Genomic DNA, 21,803 nt, shown 5'->3' with positions numbered 1-21,803 from the left:
ACTAGTATTAATTATGACCTCTATTCGACGCCTCGTGCTGTTGCTGCCACTGCTGGCCTTGGCGGCCTGTGAGCAGCCTGCCAAGCCGCCCGCGCCGGAAAAGCCCAAGGCCTTCCAAGAACAACCGGCTAAAGCATCCACTGAAAAAGTGCAGTCACCGTCTAAGCACATCGCGGCCAAGCCTGCACCAGTGCTGAGTCCGCCTGAGCAGCACCAATCCCTGCAGAGCAAACCCGCTGCGGCTGTGCTGGTCAAGCCAAGGCCTATCGCCGTAGTGCGCGAGCCTGATCCTGAGGCTCCATTGGACCTAAGTTTAAACCCCAATGTGTTTGACCCATTGCAGCCGCTTGAACCACTTAATGATCGGTCGACCCCGTTATTGCCGCCGCTGTTTGGCGATAAAGTCGCCCCTGAAAGCGCCTTCCAACTCAATGGTAAATTGATCAGCAATGAGCGCGATGATGACTACTGGCAATCGGTTGAAGGCGCGCAGTTACAGTTTGAGTTCAAGCAGTAACCGGCGCATTGATAAGGCGCTGAATTTAACGGGCTTTACTCAATCGACAAACAGGTCAGTCATCAGTTTGCCGTCGGGATCATAGCGATAGTGCTCGAAGTCACTCTGGCCTTGCTCGCGCAGCAGCGCTTCGTCGATCAGCAACCGGCCGCTGATGCTGCGCGCACGGCTTGAGAGAATCGCATACGCCGCATCAGCCATGATCGCGGGCAGGCGCGCTGCTTTCATCACGGCTATGCCGCCAGCTTCGAACTCAATGGCGGCGGTGGCAATCACGGTTTTCGGCCACAGCGAGTTGACGCTAATGCCGTATTTTTTGAATTCTTCATGCATGCCCAACGTGAGCATGCTCATGCCGTATTTAGTGGTGGTGTAGGGGCCGTAGTTGGCGAACCACTTGGGATCGAGGTTGAGTGGTGGGGACAGACTGAGGATGTGGCCCTGGCTTTTTTTCAGGTAGGGCAGTGCCGCTTGGCTGCAGACCATCACTGCACGAGTGTTGATCTGAAACATCAGGTCGAAGCGCTTAGGCGGCAAATGCTCCACGCCCATCAACTTGATTGCGCCGGCGTTGTTGATCAGTGCGTCGATGCCACCAAAGTGTTCAGCGGCTTGAGCCATGGCGGCCTTCACGGCCTCTTCGTCACGCACATCCAGTTGCACGGCCAGGGCTTGTCCGCCTGCTGCTTCAACCTCAGCTGCCACCGAGTGGATGGTGCCGGGCAGCTTGGCATGGGCCTCGGCACTTTTTGCCGCGATGATGATATTGGCGCCATCGCGTGCGGCGCGCAGGGCGATTTCACGGCCAATGCCACGGCTGGCACCGGTGATAAATAGGGTTTTGCCGTGCAGTGACATAGGGACTCTCCAGTTTTATTTTTATGTAGTCATGTAGGGTGGATGATGCTCTTCTCATCCACCGTGACAGCCTGATGGTGGATGGATAAAGCGCCATCCACCCTACGCAATCTGCCAGGTGGATTGGGGAGTACGGTCAGGCATCGCTGGCTTCGATATCCACTAACAGCTGGCGGTTCTTCACCTGATCGCCACGGCTTACGCCAATTCTGCGCACCACACCGTCGATGCTGGCCTTGAGTGGGTGCTCCATCTTCATCGCTTCCAGTACCACCAGCAGTTGACCCTTGCTGACGCTGGCGCCTTCTTCGACCAGCACCTCGACTATCGCGCCATCCATCGGCGCCTTGACGCTGCCCGAGCCGGCGCCAGCGGCGCTGCTGACCGGTTGGTGGGTGATGTCGCTCAGGTGCAGGTTACCGTTGTGGCCATACAGCCAGAGGTTGTCGCCCTCCAGGTGGTAAGCCAAGCGCTGACGAATACCGTCCACTTCCAACGTGGCCCAACGACTATCGCTGGCCAGCAGGGTGAGGCTGATCTGCTGTTCGCCGAGCGTGGCCAGCAGCTTGGGCTGCGTGCCGTCACTCAGTACGTCCAGTGCTACGTTGAACGACTGCTCGCCGTGTTTCAGCACAAAGCGCCAAGGCGCACTGCCGGCGTTGCGCCAGCCAGCAAGGCCGCCTTGATGCGCGCGAGCATTGGCCGATTGCTGAAACAGCAGGGCTGCAGCGGCCGCCAGTTCGCCAGCGGCAGGTGCTTGCGGGCTAAGGCTTGGGTCATCGGCAAAATGCTCGGCGATAAACGCGGTGGTGGCGTTGCCAGCAGCAAACTCCGGGTGGCTCAGCAGGTTGGCGAGAAAACGCTGGTTGCCGTTCACACCCAGTAACACGCAATCCTCGACAGCCCGCACCAGCTTGCGCCGCGCTTCTTCGCGGGTGGCGCCGTAGGCGATGACCTTGGCCAGCATCGGGTCGTAGAATGGGCTGATAACCTGGCCTTCAATCAGACCGTGGTCGATACGGATGCCGTCACGCAGCGCCGGCTCCCAACGCAGCGCGGTACCAGTCTGCGGCAGGAAGTTCTGCGTGGCATCTTCGGCGTAAAGGCGCACTTCCATCGCATGGCCGGTCAGGCGAATGTCGTCCTGTTTGAGCGGCAGCGGTTGGCCTTCGGCCACGCGAATCTGCCAGGCGACCAGGTCTTGCCCGGTGATCAGTTCGGTGACCGGATGCTCGACTTGCAGGCGGGTGTTCATCTCCAGGAAGAAGAACTCGCCGCTCTGATCGAGCAGGAACTCCACGGTGCCGGCACCGACGTAGCTCACCGACGCAGCGGCCTTGACCGCCGCTTCGCCCATGGCCTGGCGCAGCTGCGGTGTCATCACCGGGCAGGGCGCTTCTTCTACCACTTTCTGGTGGCGGCGCTGCACCGAGCAGTCGCGTTCGCCCAGATACACGATGTTGCCCTGGCTATCGCCGAATACTTGGATTTCCACATGACGCGGTTGGATTACCGCGCGTTCGAGAATCAGCTCGCCAGAACCGAAGGCATTCTGCGCCTCCGAGCGGGCGGTGCGAATTTTCTCTGCCAGTTCACTGGCTTGGTGGACCAGGCGCATGCCACGGCCACCGCCGCCTGCGCTGGCTTTGATCATCAGTGGGTAGCCAATACGCCCAGCTTCGCGGATCAGGGTTTCTTCATCCTGGTCCGCCCCTTCATAGCCGGGGATGCATGGCACGCCGGCTTCGAGCATGGCGATCTTCGACAGGCGTTTGCTGCCCATCAGGTGGATGGCTTCTACGGTGGGGCCGATAAATACGATGCCGGCGGCTTGGCAGGCACGGGCAAAATCGGCGTTTTCCGAGAGAAATCCGTAGCCGGGGTGAATCGCATCGGCCCCGGTTTTCTGCGCGGCTGCGATGATGTTGTCGATCACCAGATACGACTGATTGACCTGCGCTGGGCCGATGCACACTGCCTCATCGGCTTGCTGGACATGGCGCGCGTCGGCGTCTGCCTCGGAATACACGGCCACGGTGCGGTAACCCAAATCTTGCGCGGTGCGCATCACTCGGCAGGCGATCTCGCCACGGTTGGCGATCAAAATCTTGTTAAAGGCGGGCATCTGGATGCTCCTGCTGGGCGCTCCGGATGGTGTCCGGCTGCGCTTGGTTCGGTGTTGGCGTAGGGTGGATCACGCTTTATCGATCCACCGTGCAGTGTTTCGGTGGATGTAAAAAGCGACATCCACCCTACGTTCTATGCGGCTACTGCGCCCACTTGGGCGCACGTTTTTGTACAAATGCCATGGTGCCCTCGATACCTTCGGCGCCTGTAACGGCCGCTGCGAACTGTTCGGCAGCGCGGTCCAGCAGAGGGCCGAGCGCTTCGCTTTCGGCGGCGAGCAGCAGGGCCTTGGTCTGTGCGTTGGCCTGCGGCGCACAGCTACGGACCTGGCTCAGCACCTGTTGCAGGCGTGCCTCGATGGCTTCGCTGCTGGTTTCACTAAAGTGCACCAGGCCCAGACGCTCTGCCTCACTGCCATTGAAACGCGCGGCTGTCAGGGCCAGGCGGCGCGTCTGGGTCAGGCCGATGCGCTTCACCACGAAGGGTGCGATCTGCGCTGGCAGAATGCCCAGGGTGGTTTCCGGCAAGCCGAACTTGGCATCCTGATGGCTGATGGCAATGTCCGAAACGCAGGCCAAACCAAAGCCACCGCCGAGCACGGCGCCTTCTAGTACGGCAATCAGCACTTGTGGTGTGGCCTGGGCTTCTTCCAGCAGGCTGCCGAAGGCGCGGTTTAGGCTGCGGTAGGCGTCGCCCCCCTTGGCTCGTGCGCCGGCTATGTCCTTGATATCGCCGCCGGCGCAGAAATGCCCGCCGGCACCACGCAGCACGATGGCGCGCACGCTGATGTCATTACGCAGACTTTCCAGCACCGCGCGCAACTCGCTGACCATGGTCAGGCTCATGGCGTTGCGGCTGTCCGGGCGGTTAAGGGTGACGTGCAGCACGCCACCCTCAAGGTTTAGTAGCAGGGTGTCGCAATCGGGTAGAGCAAGCATCCGGTAATCCTCGAGCAGGGCGCAGGTACGTAGGATGGGTCGGGCCGCGCAGGATGAGCGCAGCGATATCCATCATGTCGGTGGCAATGGGTATCGGTGCTGCGCGTCTCAACCCTTCCTACGGCTGTACAGCGTTAGCCCTTCTTTATGGCCTGCCACGCATGGCGGCCAACCTTCGGGCCGTCGCTGCGCGACGTTAAAAATAGCTCGTAGGGTGGATCACGCGTTATCGATCCACCATGACGGTGGACGTGAAAAGCGACGTCCACCCTACTTGTGGTTGCTCTTAGCCTTTCTTCTTCCCGGGTAAAATGCCCATTAGCTTGCAGATAATGCCGAGCATGATTTCATCGGCGCCGCCGCCAATCGATACCAGGCGCACATCGCGGTAAGCCCGCGATACCGGGTTCTCCCACATGTAGCCCATGCCACCCCAGTACTGCAGGCAGCTGTCGGTGACTTCACGGCCCAGGCGGCCGGCTTTGAGCTTGGCCATAGAGGCCAGGTTAGTTACATCCTTACCGCGCACGTACTGCTCGGTAGCCTGATAGACCAGCGCGCGCAGGCATTCGATTTCGGTCTGCAGCTCGGCCATGCGGAAGTGGATGACCTGGTTGTCGATCAGCGCATTACCGAAGGTCTTACGCTCTTTGCAGTAATCAATGGTGGCGTTGATGCAGTGCTCCAGGCCCTTGATCATGTTGGCTGCACCGAACAGGCGCTCTTCTTGGAACTGCAGCATCTGCATCATAAAGCCCGCGCCTTCGTGGCCAATGCGGTTGCGCTGCGGCACGCGCACGTTGTCGAGAAACACCTGAGCGGTTTCCGAGCTGCGCATGCCGAGTTTGTCCAGGTGCGGGCTGACAGTGATGCCAGGGGTGTTCATCGGCACCACGATCAGTGACTTGTTGATGTGCGGCTTGTCGTCGCTGGTATTGGCCAGTAGGCACATAAAGTCGGCCGACGGCGAGTTGGTGATCCACATCTTGCTGCCGTTGATCACGTAGTCGTCGCCGTCTTTCTTGGCGTGTGTTTTCAGCCCTGCGACGTCAGAGCCGGCACCGACTTCAGAGACGCCAATGCAGCCGACCATTTCACCGGTGATGGAGGGGCGCAGGAACTCTTCACGCAGCTCGTCAGAGCCGAAGCGGGCCAGGGCCGGGGTGCACATATCAGTCTGCACGCCGATCGACATAGGGATGCCGCCGCAGGTGATGGTGCCGAACTCTTCCGCCGCGACGATCGAATAGCTGTAATCCAAGCCCATGCCGCCGAATTTTTCTGGCTTGGAGATGCCGAGCAAACCGAGGTCGCCAGCTTTCTTAAAGATTTCGTGGATCGGGAAGCGACCGTCTTTTTCCCACTGGTCGACGTGTGGGTTGATTTCCTTGTCGACGAAATTACGGACTGTGCGGCGTAGCTCTTCGTGTTCTTGGGTAAAGATCATTTTTCTCTCCGAATGATTACAGGCGGGCTACGCCGAATGAGTTGGATTTAAGCGGACGTACAGCGGCTTCGGCGCAGATATCCAATAGGTAACCGAGCAAATTGCGTGTGTCGCGCGGGTCGATCAGGCCGTCGTCCCACAGGCTGGCGGTGCCGTAGAGTGCGGTGGACTGGCTGTCGAGCTTCTGTGCGGTGACGGTTTCCAGCATGTCGAGCATCTTCGGGTCGGCCTCTTTGCCTTCCTTACGGTGCTTGTCTTCGGTGACGATTCGCAGCACCTTGCCGGCTTGTGCGCCGCCCATGACCGCGGTTTTGCTGTTGGGCCAGGCGAAGATAAAGCGCGGGTCCAGGCCGCGGCCGCACATGGCGTAGTTGCCGGCGCCGTAGGAGCCACCGACGACGATGGTTAGTTTCGGCACGCTGCAATTGGCCACGGCCTGGATCATTTTCGAGCCGTGCTTGATCACGCCCTGTTGCTCCGATTCGGTACCGACCATAAACCCGGTGGTGTTATGGAAGAACAGAATCGGCGTGTTGCTCTGCTCGCACAGCTGGATAAATTGCGCCGCCTTGGCTGCGCCCTGCGGGGTGATCGGGCCGTTATTGCCGATAAAGCCGCAGGGCTGACCTTCGATCTGTAAGTGACCGCAGACGGTTTGGTTGTCGAACTCATTTTTGAAGTCGAGAAACGCCGAGCCGTCGGCGATGCGGGCGATGATCTCGCGTACGTCATAAGGTTTTTTTGCATCCGCCGGGACTAAGCCGAGTAACTCTTCGACCGGGTACAGCGGCTCGCGGTAGGTCTTGGCCGGGCGCGTGGGCAGCTGGGCATTCCACGGCAGCATGGCAACAATGTCTCGCGCGGTGCGCACCGCGTCGGCGTCGTTCTCGGCCAGGTATTCGGCGGTGCCGGCGATCTGCGCATGCATTTCGGCGCCGCCCAATTGCTCATCGGTGGCGATTTCGCCGGTGGCGGCTTTCAGCAGCGGAGGGCCGGCGAGGAACATTTTGGCCTTGCCGCGCACCACCACCACGTAATCCGACAGCCCCGGCTGATAAGCTCCTCCGGCGGTGCTGGAACCGTGCACCACGGTGATCTGTGGCAGGCCCATGGCGGACATGCGTGCTTGATTGGCAAAGCCGCGCGCGCCTTCGACGAAAATGTCGGCGGCGTAATTGAGGTTGGCGCCGCCACTTTCGGCCAGGGTCACCACCGGCAGTTTGTTCTCGGCGGCGATCTGCTGCAGGCGCAGGGTTTTCTTCAGCCCGGTAGGGGAGATGGTGCCGCCTTTGATCGCGCTGTTGCTGGCGGTGATCAGGCAGCGCACCCCAGCAATATAACCAATGCCGGAAATGATCCCACCGCCGGCTTGGGTGCCGTCCTTGTCATCGTGCAGCTTGTAGCCGGCCAGCGACGACAGTTCGAGAAATGGCGCCCCTGGATCGAGCAACAAATTGAGGCGCTCGCGTGGCAACAGTTGCCCGCGTTTGTCGAATTTTTCCTTGGCTGCGGCGGCCTTGTTCAGGCAGTTCTGCTCGATTTCGCGAAAGCTGGTGACTGCCGCAAGCATGGCTTCGCGGTTCTTAGCGAACTCCTCGCCATGCACGTCGATCTCGGATTGGATAACCGGCATAACGTTACTCCTCGCCCTTGAGCACGTCAGGCATGTAGGCCCGATGAAAACCGTTATAGGTTTCGCTGTTTTTCGCTTTGCCCAGCGTCCAGGCACGTGTGCCTTGGCTGGCGGCGCCGTCGATGCGGATGGTGTTGCCGCTGATAAAATTCGCCCCTGGCGTAAGTAGGAAAACGATGGCCGCCGCCACCTCGGATTCGCTGCCGATGCGTTGCAACGGCACGTGGTCCTTGAGTGAGCGGATCATGGTTTTCATCGACTCGGGGTAGGTGTCCATGCCGCTTGAGGCGATCCAGCCCGGTGCCACGGCATTCACTCGTACGCCGGCGTGGCCCCATTCGTAGGCGGCGGTTTTGGTGAAGTTCTCCATGCCAGCGCGCGCTGCGCCCGAGTGGCCCATGCCCGGCATGCCGCCCCACATGTCGGCGAGCATGTTGACGATGCTGCCACCGTGTTTGCTCATGCTCTGCAGGAAGACTTCCTTGGCAATCAGAAAGCCGCCGACCAGGTTGGTGCGTACCACGGTCTCGAAGCCTTTCTGGTTGATGCCTACCAGCGGCGCTGGGAACTGGCCGCCGGCGTTATTGACCAGGTGATGAATCTGCCCGCGCTCGGCGATCACGGCTTTAACCATGGCCTTGACAGCCTCTTCATCGCGGATATCGCAGACCTGAAGGCTGGCGCTGCCGCCGTCTTCAATAATTTCGCCGCAGGCGGTTTCAAGTTTTTCCAGCTTGCGTCCAACCAGCACCACGTGGGCACCTAGATTCGCCAGTTCATGGGCGGTACAACGGCCGATTCCGCTGCCGCCACCGGTGACCATGATGGTCTGGCCGCTAAACAGGCCGGGTTTAAAGACTGAGTCGTATGTCATTGTTTTTATCGTCCTAGTCGTAGTCAGGTTGGCCTGCCCGTGGACAACCGCGCAGCGTTGTCCACCAGGAGCTGGTGGATGGATGAAGCGTCAGCTACGCGCCCCGATCCACCCTACAAATTCTCGGCCAATGCGCTGGGTACCGGCACCGGAAACTCCAGCAACTGTTGGGCAAAGGCCTTGCCTTGCGGATCGATGCGTAAGGAGGCAATGCCTCCGCCGCCCAGGGCGTTTTCCAGCAAGAAGTTCAGGCTATGGCTGGCGGGCAGGTGCCAGCGTGTGACTTTGCCGCTTTGCGGATCCAGGGCGTGCTGCATCCATTCGGCCACAGCCGCCTCGCTCAATGCAGCCGCGATCCAGGCCAAGTACTCGGGCTTTCTGGCCATGACGCCGATATTGCTGTGGTTGCCTTTGTCGCCGGAGCGCGCCACGGCCAGTTTGATCAGCGGCACTGTGGTGTCGGCCTCACCGCTCGGCAGTGGCGCGGCGACATCAGCTGCGATCTGCGCGCTATCCAATACGGCGAGCTGCGGCAGGGTCACGGGCGTGCGTTCACCGTTCAGTTCTACTTCTAGAGCGCAGTCGTTCTTGTCAGTGAGGAAGCTGAACAGGCGGATCACTGGGTAAACAGTAGGGCGGCCACCAACAATGCCGGTCAATCCCGGTGCCATACCCGTGGCAGCCTGGGCGATCTCGCGGGAGAACAGCACCAGAGCTTCTTTTTTGGCATGGCGCACGGCGATCTTGATCACGATTTCGCGGCTGTCGTTACGCTGGCCGCGTGAACCGTAGGTGGCTTCGGAACCCAGCAGCTCGATGCTCACTTCTTTGTACGGCCCCCAGCCGCGCTCGGCGAACAGCTCTTCGGTTTTATTGATGATTGCATGACTGACCCGTTCAGCTTTTTTCACCGCATCGATGCCGGCCATCAGGCAGCTGGCGGTACAACGGAAGCCATCGGGATGGGTCGCGCTGACTTTGTATTGAGCGGTCGGCGGCAGGCCGCGCGCGCCTTTTAGCTCAACCTGGTTCGGGCCCGCCTGGTTCAGCTCGACCTGGGTGAAATCACAGACCACATCGGGCAGGTAATAGGCCCGTGGATCACCGATTTCGTAGAGCATTTGCTCGCCCACGGTAAACGTCGTGATCAGGCCGCCGCTGCCTTCTGGTTTGCTGACGACAAAGCTGCCATCGGCCGCCACTTCCACCACCGGGAAACCGATGTGCTCGTAGTCCGGCACGCTCTGCCAGTCGGTAAAATTTCCGCCCGTGCACTGCGCCCCACATTCGATGATATGCCCGGCCAGCGCGGCCTGAGCGAGCTGGTCGTAGTCGCTCCAGGCCCAGTTGAATTCATGTACCAAGGCGGCGCTGACCACCGCGCTGTCGACCACGCGCCCGGTAATCACAATGTCCGCACCGAGTTTCAAGGCTTCGACGATGCCGGGTGCACCTAGGTAAGCGTTGACCGACACACAGAATGGCGGCAGCGCCGCGCCGCTGAACATCTCTAGCGTGCCGGCTTTGGCCAGCTCACCGAGTTTGGGTTGCAGGTTGTCGCCATGCAGCACGGCAATCTTCAGGTCGACCCCGGCCTGCTCGCAGGCTGCAGCCAGAGCCGCCGCGCAGGCGCTGGGGTTAACTCCACCGGCGTTGCTGATTACGCGAATGTTCTTCTGCGCAATCTCGGCCAGCAGCGGCGCGAGGGTTTCGACGAAATCGGTGGCGTAACCGGCGTCCGGCTTCTTCATTCGCGCGCCGGCCATGATCGACATGGTCACTTCGGCTAGGTAGTCGAATACCAAATAATCCAGCTCGGTACCCTTCACCAGCTGGGCGGCGGCGGTGCTGGTGTCGCCCCAAAAGGCGGAAGCGCAGCCGATGCGTACGGTTTTAGTCATTTGAATAGGCCCGCATCACAGGAATAAGATGGCCTGAAGGCTACCAAGCAAGCGCTTGGTTTAAAAGCCCCTTGGCGAATCTTTCTACCGCGAAATATGCCCAAGCGCTTGCTTGGGTTCCCGGCTCAGCATAAATTTCACCAATAATGACAAGCACTTGGGCACAAACGCACGGGGCGTTGGGTTCAAGGCAATAAAGCGGGAGTGTATTTAGCGTGGATGATCAACAAGCGCAGGCCGTGATGCAGGGCCTGGTGGCCAGTGGACAGGTCACTGACCCGGATAGCGCACGTGGCAAGCTGCTGCAAACCGCCGCCCACCTGTTTCGCAGTAAGGGCTACGAGCGCACTACGGTGCGTGATTTGGCCAGTGCCGTAGGCATTCAGTCCGGGAGCATTTTCCATCACTTCAAAAGTAAGGATGAAATCCTGCGCTCGGTGATGGAGGAGACCATTCGCTACAACACCGCCCTGATGCAGGCATCGTTAGCGGATGCGAGCGATTTGCGCGGCCGCGTGCTGGCGCTGATCCGCTGTGAGCTGCAGTCAATCATGGGCGGTACCGGTGAGGCCATGGCGGTACTGGTCTATGAATGGCGTTCGCTGTCTGCGCCCGGCCAGGCGTTTATCCTCGAATTGCGTGATAACTACGAGCAGCTCTGGCTTGAGGTGCTGGGGGAAGCCAAGGCGGCCGGTTACTTCAAGGCAGATCCCTTCATCATGCGTCGCTTGCTCACGGGGGCGCTGAGTTGGACTAATACCTGGTTCCGTCCAGAGGGGGCCATATCCCTCGATCAGCTGGCCGAAGAGGCATTGTCACTGGTCATCAAAGAGGGTTAAGCAGATTGAGCTACGCCTAGGTGGCATTTTGATAGTATTTTGGCGCCAATGGATCGCGAGTGCTTCACTCCACGCCTAAGTTGCCATATATCGTCTGCTCAGAGGTTTCTGTTTGGTCACGCTGTTGAGAGGTTTGCTACTGGGCTTGGTACTTTCTGTGGCTTGCGTTGCGCAAGCCACAGAAGAGGTGCGAGTCGGCGCCTATCATTTTCCACCCTATATTATTAAACCGGAAAGTGAGCGTCCAAGCGGCCTGCTGCCAGAATTACTGCAGGCGCTTAATCAACGGCAGAGCGATTATCACTTTACCCTCGTGGCCACCTCGACCATGCGCCGTTATCGCGACTTGCAAAGTGGTCGCTTTGATTTGATGCTTTTCGAATCGCCAGCCTGGGGTTGGCAGGACATCGCGTATGAGACCTTGGGCATGCAGATTGAGGATGCCGAGGTCTATGTTGCGCGTCATCAGGCGGGGCGTGACGAGCATTATTTCGATGAGCTCAAGGGCAAGCGCATGGCCCTGTACAGCGGCTACCACTATGGTTTTGCCGGGTTTAACGCGGACAAGCAGTTTCTCGCCGATCAATTCAACGCGGTACTGACTTACTCCCACGACAGCAACTTGATCATGCTGCTGCGCGGGCGAGCGGATGTAGCGGTGGTGACGCGGTCTTATCTATACGCTTACCAGCAGCACTACCCCGAACAAAGCAGCGCACTGCTGATTTCCCAACGGGTTGATCAGGTCTATCAGCATCAAGCCTTGTTTGGCCCGCAGTCGACCATCTCACCCCCCGTATTTGCCGACCTGCTCAAACAACTCCACCGCAATCAGCAGTTGGACAAATTGCTCAGTCGCTACCATTTACGTGACCTTTACGGCCAATAAATGACTAAAAGCGCGCTGTTCGGTCAGGTTTTCCTGGAGTAGTCTGCGTAAATTGATAAATAGGGATGTGCGCTGCTATGGGCTTTATCAGGCACTGGTTAAGTCGAGTTGGCAGTGTATGCATAGCACTGCCGTTAGCCGGGCCGCTGCTAGCTGCGCAGGATGTGCGGGTTGCAGCGGTGTATTTTCCGCCATATGTATTCAAAGCCGAGCAAGTCGGAGCAGAGTCACCTGGCTTACTCAGTGAGCTGCTGACAGTGCTTAATCAGGCTCAGGGTGACTATCGTTTTGTCATGGTGCCAACGGCCATAAAACGCCGTTTTGCTGACTTTGAGCAAGGGCGCCTCGATCTGGCGATTTTCGAAAATCCGAACTGGGGCTGGCAGCATATTCGGCACGTTGCGCTGGATATGCATCTGGAGGACTCGGAGATATTCGTTGCCCGCGCTGAGCGGGGGCGTGATCAAGGCTATTTCGACACGTTAAACGGTAAGCGTTTGGCGCTTTATCATGGCTACAACTACGCATTTGCCGGCTTCAACCCCGAGCCTGAATACCTGAGCAAAACCTTCAACGCCACCTTGAATCATTCCCATGACAGCAGCCTGCTGATGGTCTTGCGCCAGCGTGCCGACATTGCGTTGGTCACGCGTTCTTATTTAGGCGACTTCCTTGAGCGTAACCGGCAATACGCCGAGCAGTTGCTGATTTCCGAGCGCATTGATCAGCGCTATCGCCATCATGTGCTGTTACGTCCGGGCGCACCCATCGACCCTGAGCAGTTTATGGCGATCTTTGAGTCGTTGCGTGACAACGGCCAGCTGCTAAAGATTTTCAGCCGTTATCAGATCGGCGTCTTACCGCGTGATGGCCAGGTTAAGCTGGCTGCAGAGCGCTAGCCATCAGCCGTAGGCCTCAGCTTAGGTTGCGATTAGAGGCGCTGGCGTGGCACTTAGCCTTAGTTTTCGCCGGCGTCCTTGGCTTCCTGCTCACGTTCGCGTTGATGGATCTTGGTCAGTTGCTCGTCGCTCAACGGCAGTGGTTTAGCGGTACGCAGCAGCACCATTAGGCCGCCGACGATGGAGCCCAGCACCAGAATAATAAACAGCCAGATATACCAAGTCATGAGGGATTCCTCCTTTGGTGATTCTTCACCATACCTGCCGGCGGCGGATCTGTCCGATCAGCCGCCGGCAAGGGCCTAGCGGCGTACCTGCTTGAGGGTTTCAGCGATCAGGAAGGCCAGCTCCAGCGACTGGTCGGCGTTCATCCGCGGATCGCAGTGGGTGTGGTAGCGATCCGACAGGCCCGCCTCGGTGATCGGCCGTGCGCCGCCGATGCATTCGGTGACGTTCTGCCCGGTCATCTCAATGTGAATCCCGCCGGCGTAGCTGCCTTCGGCCTGATGCACGGCGAAGAACTGCTTCACCTCATTGAGAATCTGCGCAAAATCACGGGTTTTGTAGCCGCTGCTGGCCTTGATGGTGTTGCCGTGCATCGGGTCGGAGCTCCACAGCACCTGGCGACCTTCGCGTTGCACAGTTTGGATCAAGCGTGGCAAGCCGGCTTCGACCTTGTCTGCACCCATGCGCACGATCAGGTTGAGGCGACCGGGGTCGTTGTCCGGGTTGAGGATGTCGATCAGGCGGATCAGCTCTTCGCTGTTCATGCTCGGACCGACCTTTACCCCAATCGGGTTACCGACGCCACGGAGGAACTCGACATGCGCGCCGTCTAGCTGACGGGTGCGGTCGCCGATCCAGAGCATATGCGCCGAGCAGTCGTAGAAGTCGCCGGTGAGGCTGTCCTTGCGCACAAAGGCTTGCTCGTAATTCAGCAGCAGCGCTTCGTGGGCGGTGAAGAAGCTGGTTTCACGTACTTGAGTGGCGCCATCCATGCCGCAAGCGCGCATAAAGGCCAGGGTTTCGTCGATGCGGCCAGCCAATTGGCTGTACTTCTCGCCCAGATCCGAGTTGGCGATAAAGTCGAGGTTCCACTGGTGCACCTGGTGCAGGTCGGCGAAGCCACCCTGGGCAAAGGCGCGCAGCAGGTTCAGCGACGCGGTGGACTGGTGGTAGGCCTGCAGCAGACGCTCCGGGTCCGGCACGCGGCTGGCAGAGTCGAAACCGATACCGTTGACGATGTCGCCACGGTAGGCCGGCAGGGTTACGCCGTCGATGGTTTCATCGTTGGCCGAGCGCGGTTTAGCGAATTGACCGGCCATGCGCCCGACTTTGACCACCGGGCAACCAGCTGCAAAGGTCATCACAATCGCCATCTGCAGCAGCACTTTGAAGGTGTCGCGGATTTTCGCTGCGGAAAACTCGGCAAAGCTCTCAGCGCAATCACCGCCCTGCAGCAAAAACGCGCGGCCCTGGGTCACCTCGGCAAACTGGCGGCGCAGTTCGCGGGCTTCACCGGCAAATACCAGCGGCGGATAACTGGCGAGCTTTTGCTCAACCTCCAGCAGATGCGCAGCGTTGGGGTATTGCGGTTGTTGCTGGATGGGTTTACTTCTCCAGCTTTCAGGGCTCCAGACTTGCGACATGTCAGCTCTCGGCTTATGGCGATTTAGGCAGGTGGCCATGGTAACCGATAAGCCATTCGCTTCAAGCCGATAGGCTTAATAGAGCCATTGTATCGATCTATCTAGCGCGGCAGCACATGACGCCCTGGCAGGAAGCAGGCAAATCCCTAGTGCTGGCCAAGCGCATCGGCGAATTAATTAATTCGGCGGTAGGCGATGCAGCCGTTGATCAGCGTCGCCTCCACCGCTGCATCGTTGCGTTTAACCACCCGTTCTAGGCCGAGCACTTCGATGGGCGCTTCATGGCTGTCGCCCAGTTCCTCCGTCAATCCGTCCGGGTTGATGATGGTCAGGTCAGCGCGGTCGCCAACACGGATATAGCCAGCATCCACGCCGATAAAGTCAGCCAACTCGCCACTCTGGCGATGTACGGCGCGGCCGGTGTCCAAAAAGGACGTAACGGCCAGTTCGGCGTCGCGAACATACTTAAGGCGGCGCAGTGGAAGTTGTACTGCGTGATGGAGCACAGGTGCACGGAGTCGTACAGGATGCTGTGCGGATTATCGATGTCCCACAAACCGCCGACATCCTCGCGCCGCTCGAAACGACAAAGTCGATGCCGTGTTTGTGCCGTTGACGTGCTGTGCAGAGGTCCATTGGGCCGGCACCAATAGTCGCGTATATGTCAAACCTCGATATTTTTTATAGTTGTAATGGCTCGGTGTTTAGACCACTGAACTGCACGGTGACTAATTATTGCGTGACCCAGGTGGGGGGCCTCAATGACAATTGCATCCTTTCCTCAGCCTGAAGTGGTCGGGGATGTCACGGTGGAGAGTAAGGGATGCCAGGTTTACCTCCGGTGGATCAAATGCCAGAACCAGTATTGATTGCCGAAGTTCACGATGCCCATGGTGTGATTCAAGTGGTTGAGATGGGTGCCTATCGCTTTCTCGAATTTGGCGAGGCCATCGAGCAAAGCTGCGTCTACATGCCTGACCCAAGCTGGCTGGAGTACGACTACACCCGCGCCATGCTGCTCGGCGCGTTGTGTCACGAGCATCCAGAAACTGCACTGTTTCTTGGCTTAGGTGCCGGTAACCTGACCCAGGCGTGCCTGAAGTTTCTGCCGCTGGACGATGTTGAGGTGATCGAGCTGCGCGCCGATGTGCCGCGCTTGGCCATGGAGCACATGGGCCTAGCCGATGACCCACGGCTGACTATTCGCATTGGCGATGCCTTGGAGCTGCTGGAAAGCGCAGAAAAGACCGATTTGCTGTTTGTCGACCTGTATACCGACCATGGTCCGGCGATGGGACATCTGGCCTGGCGCTTTCTGGAAAACTGCCAGAAGCAGCTCAACCCCGGCGGTTGGCTGATCATCAACCAGTGGGCCGGCAATGACGGCAAGCCGCTTGGCGCACCGTTATTGCGCGGCCTCTTCCACCGGCATTACTGGGAGTGCCCGGTGAAGGAGGGTAACGTGGTGTTATTGGTGCCAGCGGATATTGATCAGGAGCTTGATCTCGACGAATTGCACCGTCGTAATGCTGCACTAGCGCCGCAGTTTGGTTATTCGCTGGAGTCACTAATTAAAGCAGTGCGCCCGGCGTCTTGATTAGAGCGCCGGACTGTTCGGCTTAACGACCTTTAAAATCGCCTGGGCGACGCTCCAGCATGGCCCTCACGCCTTCCTGAGCATCTTCGCTGGCCATCAGTCGGGTTACAGCCGGGTGCAAGCTGGCCGCCGCCGCTACCGGACCTTCGATCACGGCCTGGCGAGCCGAAGCGAGGGTGGCTTGCACGCCCAGCGGTGCCTGCGCAGCAATGCGTTCTGCCAGCCATAGGGCTTTGGGCAGCAACTCTTCGCTGGCCACAACTTCTTGCACCAGGCCCAGGCGATAAGCCTCGTGGGCGTCGAACTCGTCGCCGGTGAGTAACCAGCGCATGGCGTTGCCCCAGCCTGCCGTTTGGTGCATGCGCAGGGTCGCACCGCCAAAGGGAAAGATGCCGCGCTGCACTTCCATCTGGGCAAAACGGGTATTGCTCGCACAGAGGTTGATGTCCGAGGCCAGCATCAGCTCGATACCGATGGTAAAGCAGTAACCGTGCGCGGCAACGATCACTGGTTTGCTCACCCGTGGCCCGCCGAAGACACCCCAGGGATCACAGCCGCCTTGGGGGATTTGCCAGCCGGCGGCGAACTGTGCCGCCACATTGGCCAGGTCTAGGCCAGCGGTGAAGTGCTCCCCATGGGCAAATACCAGCGCCACTCGCGCCTCGCTGTCGCGTTCAAACTCACCGTAGGCCAGGCATATATCGTCGAGCATAGACATGTCGAAGGCGTTGCGTTTGTTCGCTCGGTCCAGGCCGATCAACATGATATGGCCACGTTTTTCACGGCTGACACGGCCGCTGGTGCTTTGGGTCATGGCATGAGTCCTTGTGCGCAGGTTAAGTAAGTTGGCGCTGCAACTATTACAGTTTGGCAGTTTGAGGCTATCAGAGGATGGCCATATGGCACGCCGCAGGCTTTATTTATGGTCTTTAAGTGGAAATTCCGGCACATCAGCCTGGTTTTCCGGTATAGTGCGCGCCGGTCAATTCTTGGCCACGTTCAGGTAGTACAGCTCGCCCGAAGGTTAACTTTGGCAGTTAGTCCCTTTTTGCGGACTATCCTTGACGATTCATTTATTACACGTTTTCGCAAATCCCCGCCGACATGGCTGCCAGGGTGACTCTCGGGTCTTACACGGCATGCGTAGCTTTGGAATATGGGTCTTTGCGGATGCACTTGAGGCAGACCCATGACCCAGGAAATCGGCGGCTTCGCCGCTCTCGATCTACACCCCAATGTTCTCGCTGCAGTAATTGCCACTGGCTATGAAGAGCCTTCGGCTATTCAGATTCAAGCAATTCCAGTCATCCTTGCCGGCCACGACATGATCGGCCAGGCGCAGACCGGTACCGGTAAAACCGCGGCCTTTGCTCTGCCAATCCTCAGCCGCATCGACCCGGCCAAGCGTCAGCCACAAGCGCTTATCCTCGCGCCGACCCGTGAACTGGCGTTGCAGGTTGCCACCGCGTTTGAAACCTACGCCAAGCAAATGCCGGGCGTTAATGTTATCGCCGTATACGGCGGTGCACCGATGGGCCCGCAGCTCAAGGCCATCCGTAATGGTGCACAGATTGTTGTGGCCACGCCGGGTCGTCTGGTTGACCACCTGCGTCGTGATGAGAAAGTGCTGTCGACCATTCAGCACTTGGTCCTCGACGAAGCCGACGAAATGCTCAAGCTGGGCTTTATGGATGACCTCGAAGTGATCTTCAAGGCCATGCCGGAAAGCCGTCAGACGGTGTTGTTCTCCGCCACGCTGCCGCACTCGATCCGTGCCATCGCTGAAAAGCACCTGCGTGACCCTAAGCACGTCAAGATCGAAACTAAAACTCAGACCGTAACTGCCATTGAGCAGGTGCACCTGATGGTTCACGCCGACCAGAAGCACGCTGCTGTCCTGCGTCTACTGGAAGTCGAAGAGTTCGATGCACTGATCGGTTTCGTGCGCACCAAGCAAGCTACCCTGGATCTGGCCGCTGCGCTGGAAGCCAAGGGTTACAAGGCTGCCGCGCTGAACGGCGACATCGCGCAGAACCAGCGTGAGCGCGTAATCGAGTCGCTGAAAGATGGTCGCCTAGACATCGTGATTGCCACCGACGTTGCCGCTCGTGGCCTCGACGTACCGCGCATCACCCACGTGATGAACGTGGACATGCCGTACGACCCAGAATCTTACGTGCACCGTATTGGCCGTACTGGCCGTGCTGGTCGTACCGGTCGCGCACTGCTGCTGGTCACTCCGCGTGAGCGTCGCATGCTGCAAGTGATTGAGCGTGTTACCGGTCAAAAAGTCGGTGAGGTAAAGCTGCCAGACGCCAAGCAGGTGCTGGATGCGCGCATCAAGAAACTTACCAATAGCTTGGCGCCGCTGGTAGCTGATGCTGAAGCCAGCCACGGTGAGTTGCTTGATCGTCTGACTGCTGACATCGGTTGCAGCCCGCGTGCGCTGGCCGCAGCCCTGCTGCGCAAGGCCACCAATGGCCAAGCGCTGACGTTGACTGAAGTTGAGCGTGATCAGCCACTAGTACCAGGAAGCAGCGGCGGTCCGCGTGAGCGTAGCGAGCGCACTGAGCGTCCTGATCGTGAAGGCAGCCGTGAGCGTCGTGCTCCAGTGCCGTTGAGTGAAGGCAAAGCGCGTTGCCGCACTGCGCTGGGTGCGCGCGACGGTATCGCCGCGAAGAACCTGCTCGGTGCCATCCTTAATGAAGGCGACTTGGCCCGTGAAGACATCGGTCGCATTCAAGTGCGCGAGAGCTTCAGTCTGGTCGAGTTGCCGGAAGAAGGTCTTGATCGTCTGCTGGGCAAGCTGAAAGATACCCGCGTGGGCGGTAAGCCGCTCAAGCTGCGTCGCTATCGCGAAGATTAATCGTCGCTGATTAAAAAAGCCCCGCCTAGTGCGGGGCTTTTTTTTGCTGTTTGTCTTAGGCAGATTCTTACTTAAAGCTATAAATATCCATCCCCAGTACGCCAAGGGTGAAGCCGCTGTGTTCGACCTTGAACTGCTCGCCGGCAGCGGCGGCGAAAAACAGCGGCAATAAGTGTTCATCACTGGGATGGTTGCGCGTGGCATGGGGCGCTTGCCGGCGGTAATCATCCAGAGCGGCGTGATCCTGTTGGGTGAGTTTGTCGACGATCCAATCGCGAAAGGCTTGAGCCCAGGGTTCAATGCGGTCTGGGCTCGCTTGCCAGTCCAGTTCCCCAAGGTTGTGGGTGATGCTACCGGAGCCAATCAGCAGCACATCTTGTGCGCGTAAGCAGGCCAGAGCCTGGCCCATCTGACGCTGCAGGGCTGGGCCATGCTGGCTAGGCAGCGATATTTGCACCACGGGAATATTCGCTTGTGGGTACATCAGTGTCAGCGGCACCCAGGCGCCGTGATCAAACGGTCGCTTGGTATCGAGTTGCGTAGCCAGGCCGGCTCGCGCCAGCAGCGTCACGATTTCGCCGGCCAGTTGTGGTTCGCCGGGCGCTGGGTATTGCACCTGATAAAGCTCAGCTGGAAAACCGCGAAAGTCATGCCACGTGTCCGGTTTGGCGGCGCTGCCAACCCACAGTTCGCGGCTTTCCCAGTGCGCTGACACCACCACAATGGCGCGTGGTTTGCGCAGCTGCTCAGCCAGGCAAGCGAGGGCGGGGCCACTGGCACCGGGTTGCAGGGCGAGCATGGGTGAGCCGTGGGAAATAAACAGACTGGGTAAGGACATGGCGGGCTCCTGATCGATGGTCTATATCATCCATCGGTCAGTTTGGGTGTGAAAGTGTAATTATCCGGCTTAATTAATCGGTTTTATCGATTGTTAATGCATGGCGTTAATTGTTGGTCTTCGCTGCTGCTTTGCGGCAGGATCGTCGGAGAGTATTTACAGGAGTTGTTATGCACGCAGAGTTTTGGCAAACACGCTGGTCGCGTAGTGAAATTGGCTTTCACCTAGCCGAGGTCAATCCGTATCTACAGCGTTACTGGCCGGCGCTGGGGTTGGCCGAGGGCGCGCGCGTCTTAGTGCCGTTGTGTGGCAAAAGTTTGGATTTGGCTTGGCTGGCCGCGCAGGGTTATCAGGTGATCGGGGTTGAGTTGGCGCAGCGTGCAGTCGAGGACTTCTTCACTGAGCATGAGTTGCAGCCAGTGGTTAGCGAGGTCGGGGCTTTCAGGTGTTATCAGGCTGGTAACGTAGAGATCTACTGTGGCGATTTCTTCGCCTTGAGTGCGCAGCAGTTGGTCGGCTGCGTTGGCCTTTACGACCGTGCTGCGTTGATTGCATTGCCTGCGCCTATGCGCGAGCGCTATGTGGCGCACCTGACGCAAGTTTTGCCAGCGGGCTGTCAGGGGCTACTGGTAACGCTGGATTATGACCAAGGGCAAATGGAGGGGCCACCCTTTGCCGTTGCGGATGATGAGGTGCAGCGGCTGTTTGCCGCTCATTGGCAGTTGCAGCACTTGGCCAGTGCCAATGTGTTGGGCGATAACTGGCGATTTCTCAAGCGCGGCCTTGAGCGTCTGGATGAGCGGGTGTATCGCTTGGATAAAAACTAAATCTGCGGCGGAAAAGTCCTGGTGAGGCATTTCTAGCGTTACTTGGCGATGGCCGTAGGGTGGCCTGCAAGGATGGCAGACGAAAAAAAGGGCGACTCTGAAGTCGCCCTTTTTCTTGATGGTGTACTCAGCCGCGCTGACGCAGGGCTTCGATACGGTCTTCCAGCGGAGGATGGGTCATCAGCAGGCCAGCGAGACCATGCTTGAGGCCACCGTTGATGCCGAAGGCCATCATGCTGTTGGGCATGTTCACGGGCACTTCCTGCTCAGCGCGCAAGCGCTGCAGGGCGGCGATCATGGCGCCAGTACCGGCCAGGCGGGCACCGGCGTCGTCGGCCTTGAATTCGCGCTTACGTGAGAACCACATGACGATGATGCTGGCCAGGATGCCGAGTACCAGTTCAGCGAAGATGGTGGCGACGAAGTAACCAATACCGGGGCCGTCTTCGTTTTTAAGGATCACTTTATCGACAAAGTTGCCGAAGATCCGTGCAAAAAACATCACAAAGGTGTTCACCACACCCTGGATCAACGCCAGGGTGACCATGTCGCCATTGGCCACATGACCGATTTCGTGGGCCAGTACGGCTTTAACTTCATCGGGCGAGAAGCGCTCCAGCAGACCTTGGCTGACCGCAACCAGGGCATCGTTCTTGTTCCAACCGGTGGCGAAGGCGTTCGATTCGTAGGCCGGGAAGATGCCGACCTCCGGCATCTTAATTCCGGCTTCGCGGGACAGCTCTTCCACGGTCTGCAGTAACCATTGTTCGTGACGGGTGCGCGGTTGGGTGATGATTTCGGTTTTGGTGCTCATCTTCGCCATCCACTTAGACAGGAATAGCGAAATCAGAGAGCCGGCAAAGCCGAACACGGCGCAGAAGACCAGTAGGCTGCCGTAGTTCTGGCCGGTAAAGCGGTCAACCCCGAGCAGTTTCAGGGTGATGCTGGCGATGATCAACACTGCAATGTTGGTGGCCAGGAACAACATAATGCGCATCATGGTGTATTGAGACTCCTCACGGGAAATATCTGTCAAGCCGCTGATAAATCTGTTCTGGCAGCTTCGCCGGGTTTATCAACCGCCTGCTATTTGATTCTGTCGGC

Annotated in this window: 20 protein-coding genes and 1 pseudogene; 7 read left to right on the top strand and 14 right to left on the bottom strand. The window is 58.8% G+C overall.

The window, feature by feature from the left end; genetic code table 11:
* Positions 1 to 13: 13 nt before the first annotated feature.
* On the top strand, positions 14 to 517 hold the full coding sequence (locus tag BMZ32_RS00465) for a hypothetical protein (protein WP_090237996.1): 504 nt from the start codon (positions 14 to 16) through the stop codon (positions 515 to 517).
* Positions 518 to 556: 39 nt separating this feature from the next.
* Here BMZ32_RS00465 and BMZ32_RS00460 read toward each other — a convergent pair whose 3' ends face one another.
* From BMZ32_RS00460 to BMZ32_RS00430, 7 genes are all read right to left on the bottom strand, one after another.
* Positions 557 to 1,375 carry an SDR family oxidoreductase gene (locus tag BMZ32_RS00460; protein WP_090237991.1) on the bottom strand — a complete coding sequence of 273 codons (819 nt, stop codon included), beginning with the start codon at positions 1,373 to 1,375 and terminating at the stop codon, positions 557 to 559.
* A gap of 136 nt (positions 1,376 to 1,511) precedes the next feature.
* Positions 1,512 to 3,500: an acetyl/propionyl/methylcrotonyl-CoA carboxylase subunit alpha gene (locus tag BMZ32_RS00455; RefSeq protein ID WP_090237988.1), complete on the bottom strand. Its 1,989-nt coding sequence runs from the start codon at positions 3,498 to 3,500 to the stop codon at positions 1,512 to 1,514.
* A gap of 142 nt (positions 3,501 to 3,642) precedes the next feature.
* Positions 3,643 to 4,440, bottom strand: coding sequence for an enoyl-CoA hydratase/isomerase family protein (locus BMZ32_RS00450; RefSeq protein ID WP_090237985.1), 798 nt, complete (start codon positions 4,438 to 4,440; stop codon positions 3,643 to 3,645).
* 286 nt (positions 4,441 to 4,726) lie between these two features.
* Complete coding sequence (gene atuD, locus BMZ32_RS00445; RefSeq protein ID WP_090237982.1) at positions 4,727 to 5,887, bottom strand: citronellyl-CoA dehydrogenase; 1,161 nt, start codon at positions 5,885 to 5,887, stop codon at positions 4,727 to 4,729.
* Between the two features lie 16 nt (positions 5,888 to 5,903).
* Entirely contained in the window at positions 5,904 to 7,520 is a 1,617-nt protein-coding gene (gene atuC, locus BMZ32_RS00440) for a geranyl-CoA carboxylase subunit beta (RefSeq protein WP_090237979.1), read from the bottom strand.
* A 4-nt stretch (positions 7,521 to 7,524) separates the two neighbouring features.
* A complete protein-coding gene (locus tag BMZ32_RS00435) occupies positions 7,525 to 8,394 on the bottom strand; it encodes an SDR family oxidoreductase (protein WP_090237976.1) in 870 nt (289 codons plus the stop codon).
* Positions 8,395 to 8,507: 113 nt separating this feature from the next.
* Positions 8,508 to 10,295, bottom strand: coding sequence for an acyclic terpene utilization AtuA family protein (locus BMZ32_RS00430; RefSeq protein WP_090237973.1), 1,788 nt, complete (start codon positions 10,293 to 10,295; stop codon positions 8,508 to 8,510).
* Between the two features lie 215 nt (positions 10,296 to 10,510).
* Between BMZ32_RS00430 and BMZ32_RS00425 the strand changes: the two genes are divergently transcribed.
* From BMZ32_RS00425 to BMZ32_RS00415, 3 genes are all read left to right on the top strand, one after another.
* Positions 10,511 to 11,134: a TetR/AcrR family transcriptional regulator gene (locus BMZ32_RS00425; protein WP_208598666.1), complete on the top strand. Its 624-nt coding sequence runs from the start codon at positions 10,511 to 10,513 to the stop codon at positions 11,132 to 11,134.
* A 157-nt stretch (positions 11,135 to 11,291) separates the two neighbouring features.
* The gene (locus BMZ32_RS00420) at positions 11,292 to 12,023 is read left to right on the top strand and encodes a substrate-binding periplasmic protein (RefSeq protein WP_244153904.1); all 732 of its coding nucleotides are present in this window, start codon (positions 11,292 to 11,294) and stop codon (positions 12,021 to 12,023) included.
* Between the two features lie 77 nt (positions 12,024 to 12,100).
* Entirely contained in the window at positions 12,101 to 12,922 is an 822-nt protein-coding gene (locus tag BMZ32_RS00415; RefSeq protein WP_090241462.1) for a substrate-binding periplasmic protein, read from the top strand.
* 59 nt (positions 12,923 to 12,981) lie between these two features.
* Here the strand turns inward: BMZ32_RS00415 and BMZ32_RS00410 are convergent, their stop codons facing one another.
* The 4 genes and pseudogenes from BMZ32_RS00410 to BMZ32_RS19530 form a co-directional block, all read right to left on the bottom strand.
* The gene (locus BMZ32_RS00410) at positions 12,982 to 13,149 is read right to left on the bottom strand and encodes a DUF2897 family protein (protein ID WP_090237967.1); all 168 of its coding nucleotides are present in this window, start codon (positions 13,147 to 13,149) and stop codon (positions 12,982 to 12,984) included.
* A 75-nt stretch (positions 13,150 to 13,224) separates the two neighbouring features.
* Complete coding sequence (locus tag BMZ32_RS00405; protein ID WP_090237964.1) at positions 13,225 to 14,571, bottom strand: class II 3-deoxy-7-phosphoheptulonate synthase; 1,347 nt, start codon at positions 14,569 to 14,571, stop codon at positions 13,225 to 13,227.
* Between the two features lie 173 nt (positions 14,572 to 14,744).
* Positions 14,745 to 15,077 carry a hypothetical protein gene (locus tag BMZ32_RS00400; protein WP_167376700.1) on the bottom strand — a complete coding sequence of 111 codons (333 nt, stop codon included), beginning with the start codon at positions 15,075 to 15,077 and terminating at the stop codon, positions 14,745 to 14,747.
* Positions 15,071 to 15,234 (bottom strand): annotated as a pseudogene (locus BMZ32_RS19530) (NAD(P)-binding protein); the annotation flags it as partial. The gene BMZ32_RS00400 and the pseudogene BMZ32_RS19530, both read right to left, overlap by 7 nt.
* 160 nt (positions 15,235 to 15,394) lie before the next feature.
* Here BMZ32_RS19530 and BMZ32_RS00395 point away from each other — a divergent pair.
* Complete coding sequence (locus tag BMZ32_RS00395) at positions 15,395 to 16,168, top strand: spermidine synthase (RefSeq protein ID WP_090237958.1); 774 nt, start codon at positions 15,395 to 15,397, stop codon at positions 16,166 to 16,168.
* Between the two features lie 22 nt (positions 16,169 to 16,190).
* Here BMZ32_RS00395 and BMZ32_RS00390 read toward each other — a convergent pair whose 3' ends face one another.
* Positions 16,191 to 16,982 carry a crotonase/enoyl-CoA hydratase family protein gene (locus tag BMZ32_RS00390; protein WP_090237955.1) on the bottom strand — a complete coding sequence of 264 codons (792 nt, stop codon included), beginning with the start codon at positions 16,980 to 16,982 and terminating at the stop codon, positions 16,191 to 16,193.
* Between the two features lie 375 nt (positions 16,983 to 17,357).
* Between BMZ32_RS00390 and BMZ32_RS00385 the strand changes: the two genes are divergently transcribed.
* Positions 17,358 to 19,034: a DEAD/DEAH box helicase gene (locus BMZ32_RS00385; protein WP_090237953.1), complete on the top strand. Its 1,677-nt coding sequence runs from the start codon at positions 17,358 to 17,360 to the stop codon at positions 19,032 to 19,034.
* Between the two features lie 67 nt (positions 19,035 to 19,101).
* Here BMZ32_RS00385 and BMZ32_RS00380 read toward each other — a convergent pair whose 3' ends face one another.
* Complete coding sequence (locus BMZ32_RS00380) at positions 19,102 to 19,872, bottom strand: DODA-type extradiol aromatic ring-opening family dioxygenase (protein WP_090237951.1); 771 nt, start codon at positions 19,870 to 19,872, stop codon at positions 19,102 to 19,104.
* Positions 19,873 to 20,042: 170 nt separating this feature from the next.
* Here BMZ32_RS00380 and BMZ32_RS00375 point away from each other — a divergent pair, with 170 nt between their 5' ends.
* Complete coding sequence (locus BMZ32_RS00375) at positions 20,043 to 20,699, top strand: thiopurine S-methyltransferase (protein ID WP_090237948.1); 657 nt, start codon at positions 20,043 to 20,045, stop codon at positions 20,697 to 20,699.
* A gap of 127 nt (positions 20,700 to 20,826) precedes the next feature.
* Here BMZ32_RS00375 and htpX read toward each other — a convergent pair whose 3' ends face one another.
* Positions 20,827 to 21,699: a protease HtpX gene (gene htpX / locus BMZ32_RS00370; protein WP_090237945.1), complete on the bottom strand. Its 873-nt coding sequence runs from the start codon at positions 21,697 to 21,699 to the stop codon at positions 20,827 to 20,829.
* Positions 21,700 to 21,803 lie beyond the last annotated feature (104 nt).

It is taken from the genome of Pseudomonas guineae (genome assembly GCF_900113745.1).
Taxonomy (GTDB): domain Bacteria; phylum Pseudomonadota; class Gammaproteobacteria; order Pseudomonadales; family Pseudomonadaceae; genus Aquipseudomonas; species Aquipseudomonas guineae.
The sequence above is the reverse complement of the archived record's forward strand: the minus strand, read 5'-3'. Positions and strand labels throughout refer to the sequence as shown.

Bases quoted from the DNA above. Each gene is read 5' to 3' on its own strand.
- BMZ32_RS00465 (WP_090237996.1), top strand. From the start codon at position 14: ATGACCTCTATTCGACGCCTCGTGCTGTTGCTGCCACTGCTGGCCTTG.
- BMZ32_RS00460 (WP_090237991.1), bottom strand. From the start codon at position 1,375: ATGTCACTGCACGGCAAAACCCTATTTATCACCGGTGCCAGCCGTGGC.
- BMZ32_RS00455 (WP_090237988.1), bottom strand. From the start codon at position 3,500: ATGCCCGCCTTTAACAAGATTTTGATCGCCAACCGTGGCGAGATCGCC.
- BMZ32_RS00450 (WP_090237985.1), bottom strand. From the start codon at position 4,440: ATGCTTGCTCTACCCGATTGCGACACCCTGCTACTAAACCTTGAGGGT.
- atuD (WP_090237982.1), bottom strand. From the start codon at position 5,887: ATGATCTTTACCCAAGAACACGAAGAGCTACGCCGCACAGTCCGTAAT.
- atuC (WP_090237979.1), bottom strand. From the start codon at position 7,520: ATGCCGGTTATCCAATCCGAGATCGACGTGCATGGCGAGGAGTTCGCT.
- BMZ32_RS00435 (WP_090237976.1), bottom strand. From the start codon at position 8,394: ATGACATACGACTCAGTCTTTAAACCCGGCCTGTTTAGCGGCCAGACC.
- BMZ32_RS00430 (WP_090237973.1), bottom strand. From the start codon at position 10,295: ATGACTAAAACCGTACGCATCGGCTGCGCTTCCGCCTTTTGGGGCGAC.
- BMZ32_RS00415 (WP_090241462.1), top strand. From the start codon at position 12,101: ATGGGCTTTATCAGGCACTGGTTAAGTCGAGTTGGCAGTGTATGCATA.
- BMZ32_RS00410 (WP_090237967.1), bottom strand. From the start codon at position 13,149: ATGACTTGGTATATCTGGCTGTTTATTATTCTGGTGCTGGGCTCCATC.
- BMZ32_RS00405 (WP_090237964.1), bottom strand. From the start codon at position 14,571: ATGTCGCAAGTCTGGAGCCCTGAAAGCTGGAGAAGTAAACCCATCCAG.
- BMZ32_RS00395 (WP_090237958.1), top strand. From the start codon at position 15,395: ATGCCAGGTTTACCTCCGGTGGATCAAATGCCAGAACCAGTATTGATT.
- BMZ32_RS00390 (WP_090237955.1), bottom strand. From the start codon at position 16,982: ATGACCCAAAGCACCAGCGGCCGTGTCAGCCGTGAAAAACGTGGCCAT.
- BMZ32_RS00385 (WP_090237953.1), top strand. From the start codon at position 17,358: ATGACCCAGGAAATCGGCGGCTTCGCCGCTCTCGATCTACACCCCAAT.
- BMZ32_RS00380 (WP_090237951.1), bottom strand. From the start codon at position 19,872: ATGTCCTTACCCAGTCTGTTTATTTCCCACGGCTCACCCATGCTCGCC.
- BMZ32_RS00375 (WP_090237948.1), top strand. From the start codon at position 20,043: ATGCACGCAGAGTTTTGGCAAACACGCTGGTCGCGTAGTGAAATTGGC.
- htpX (WP_090237945.1), bottom strand. From the start codon at position 21,699: ATGATGCGCATTATGTTGTTCCTGGCCACCAACATTGCAGTGTTGATC.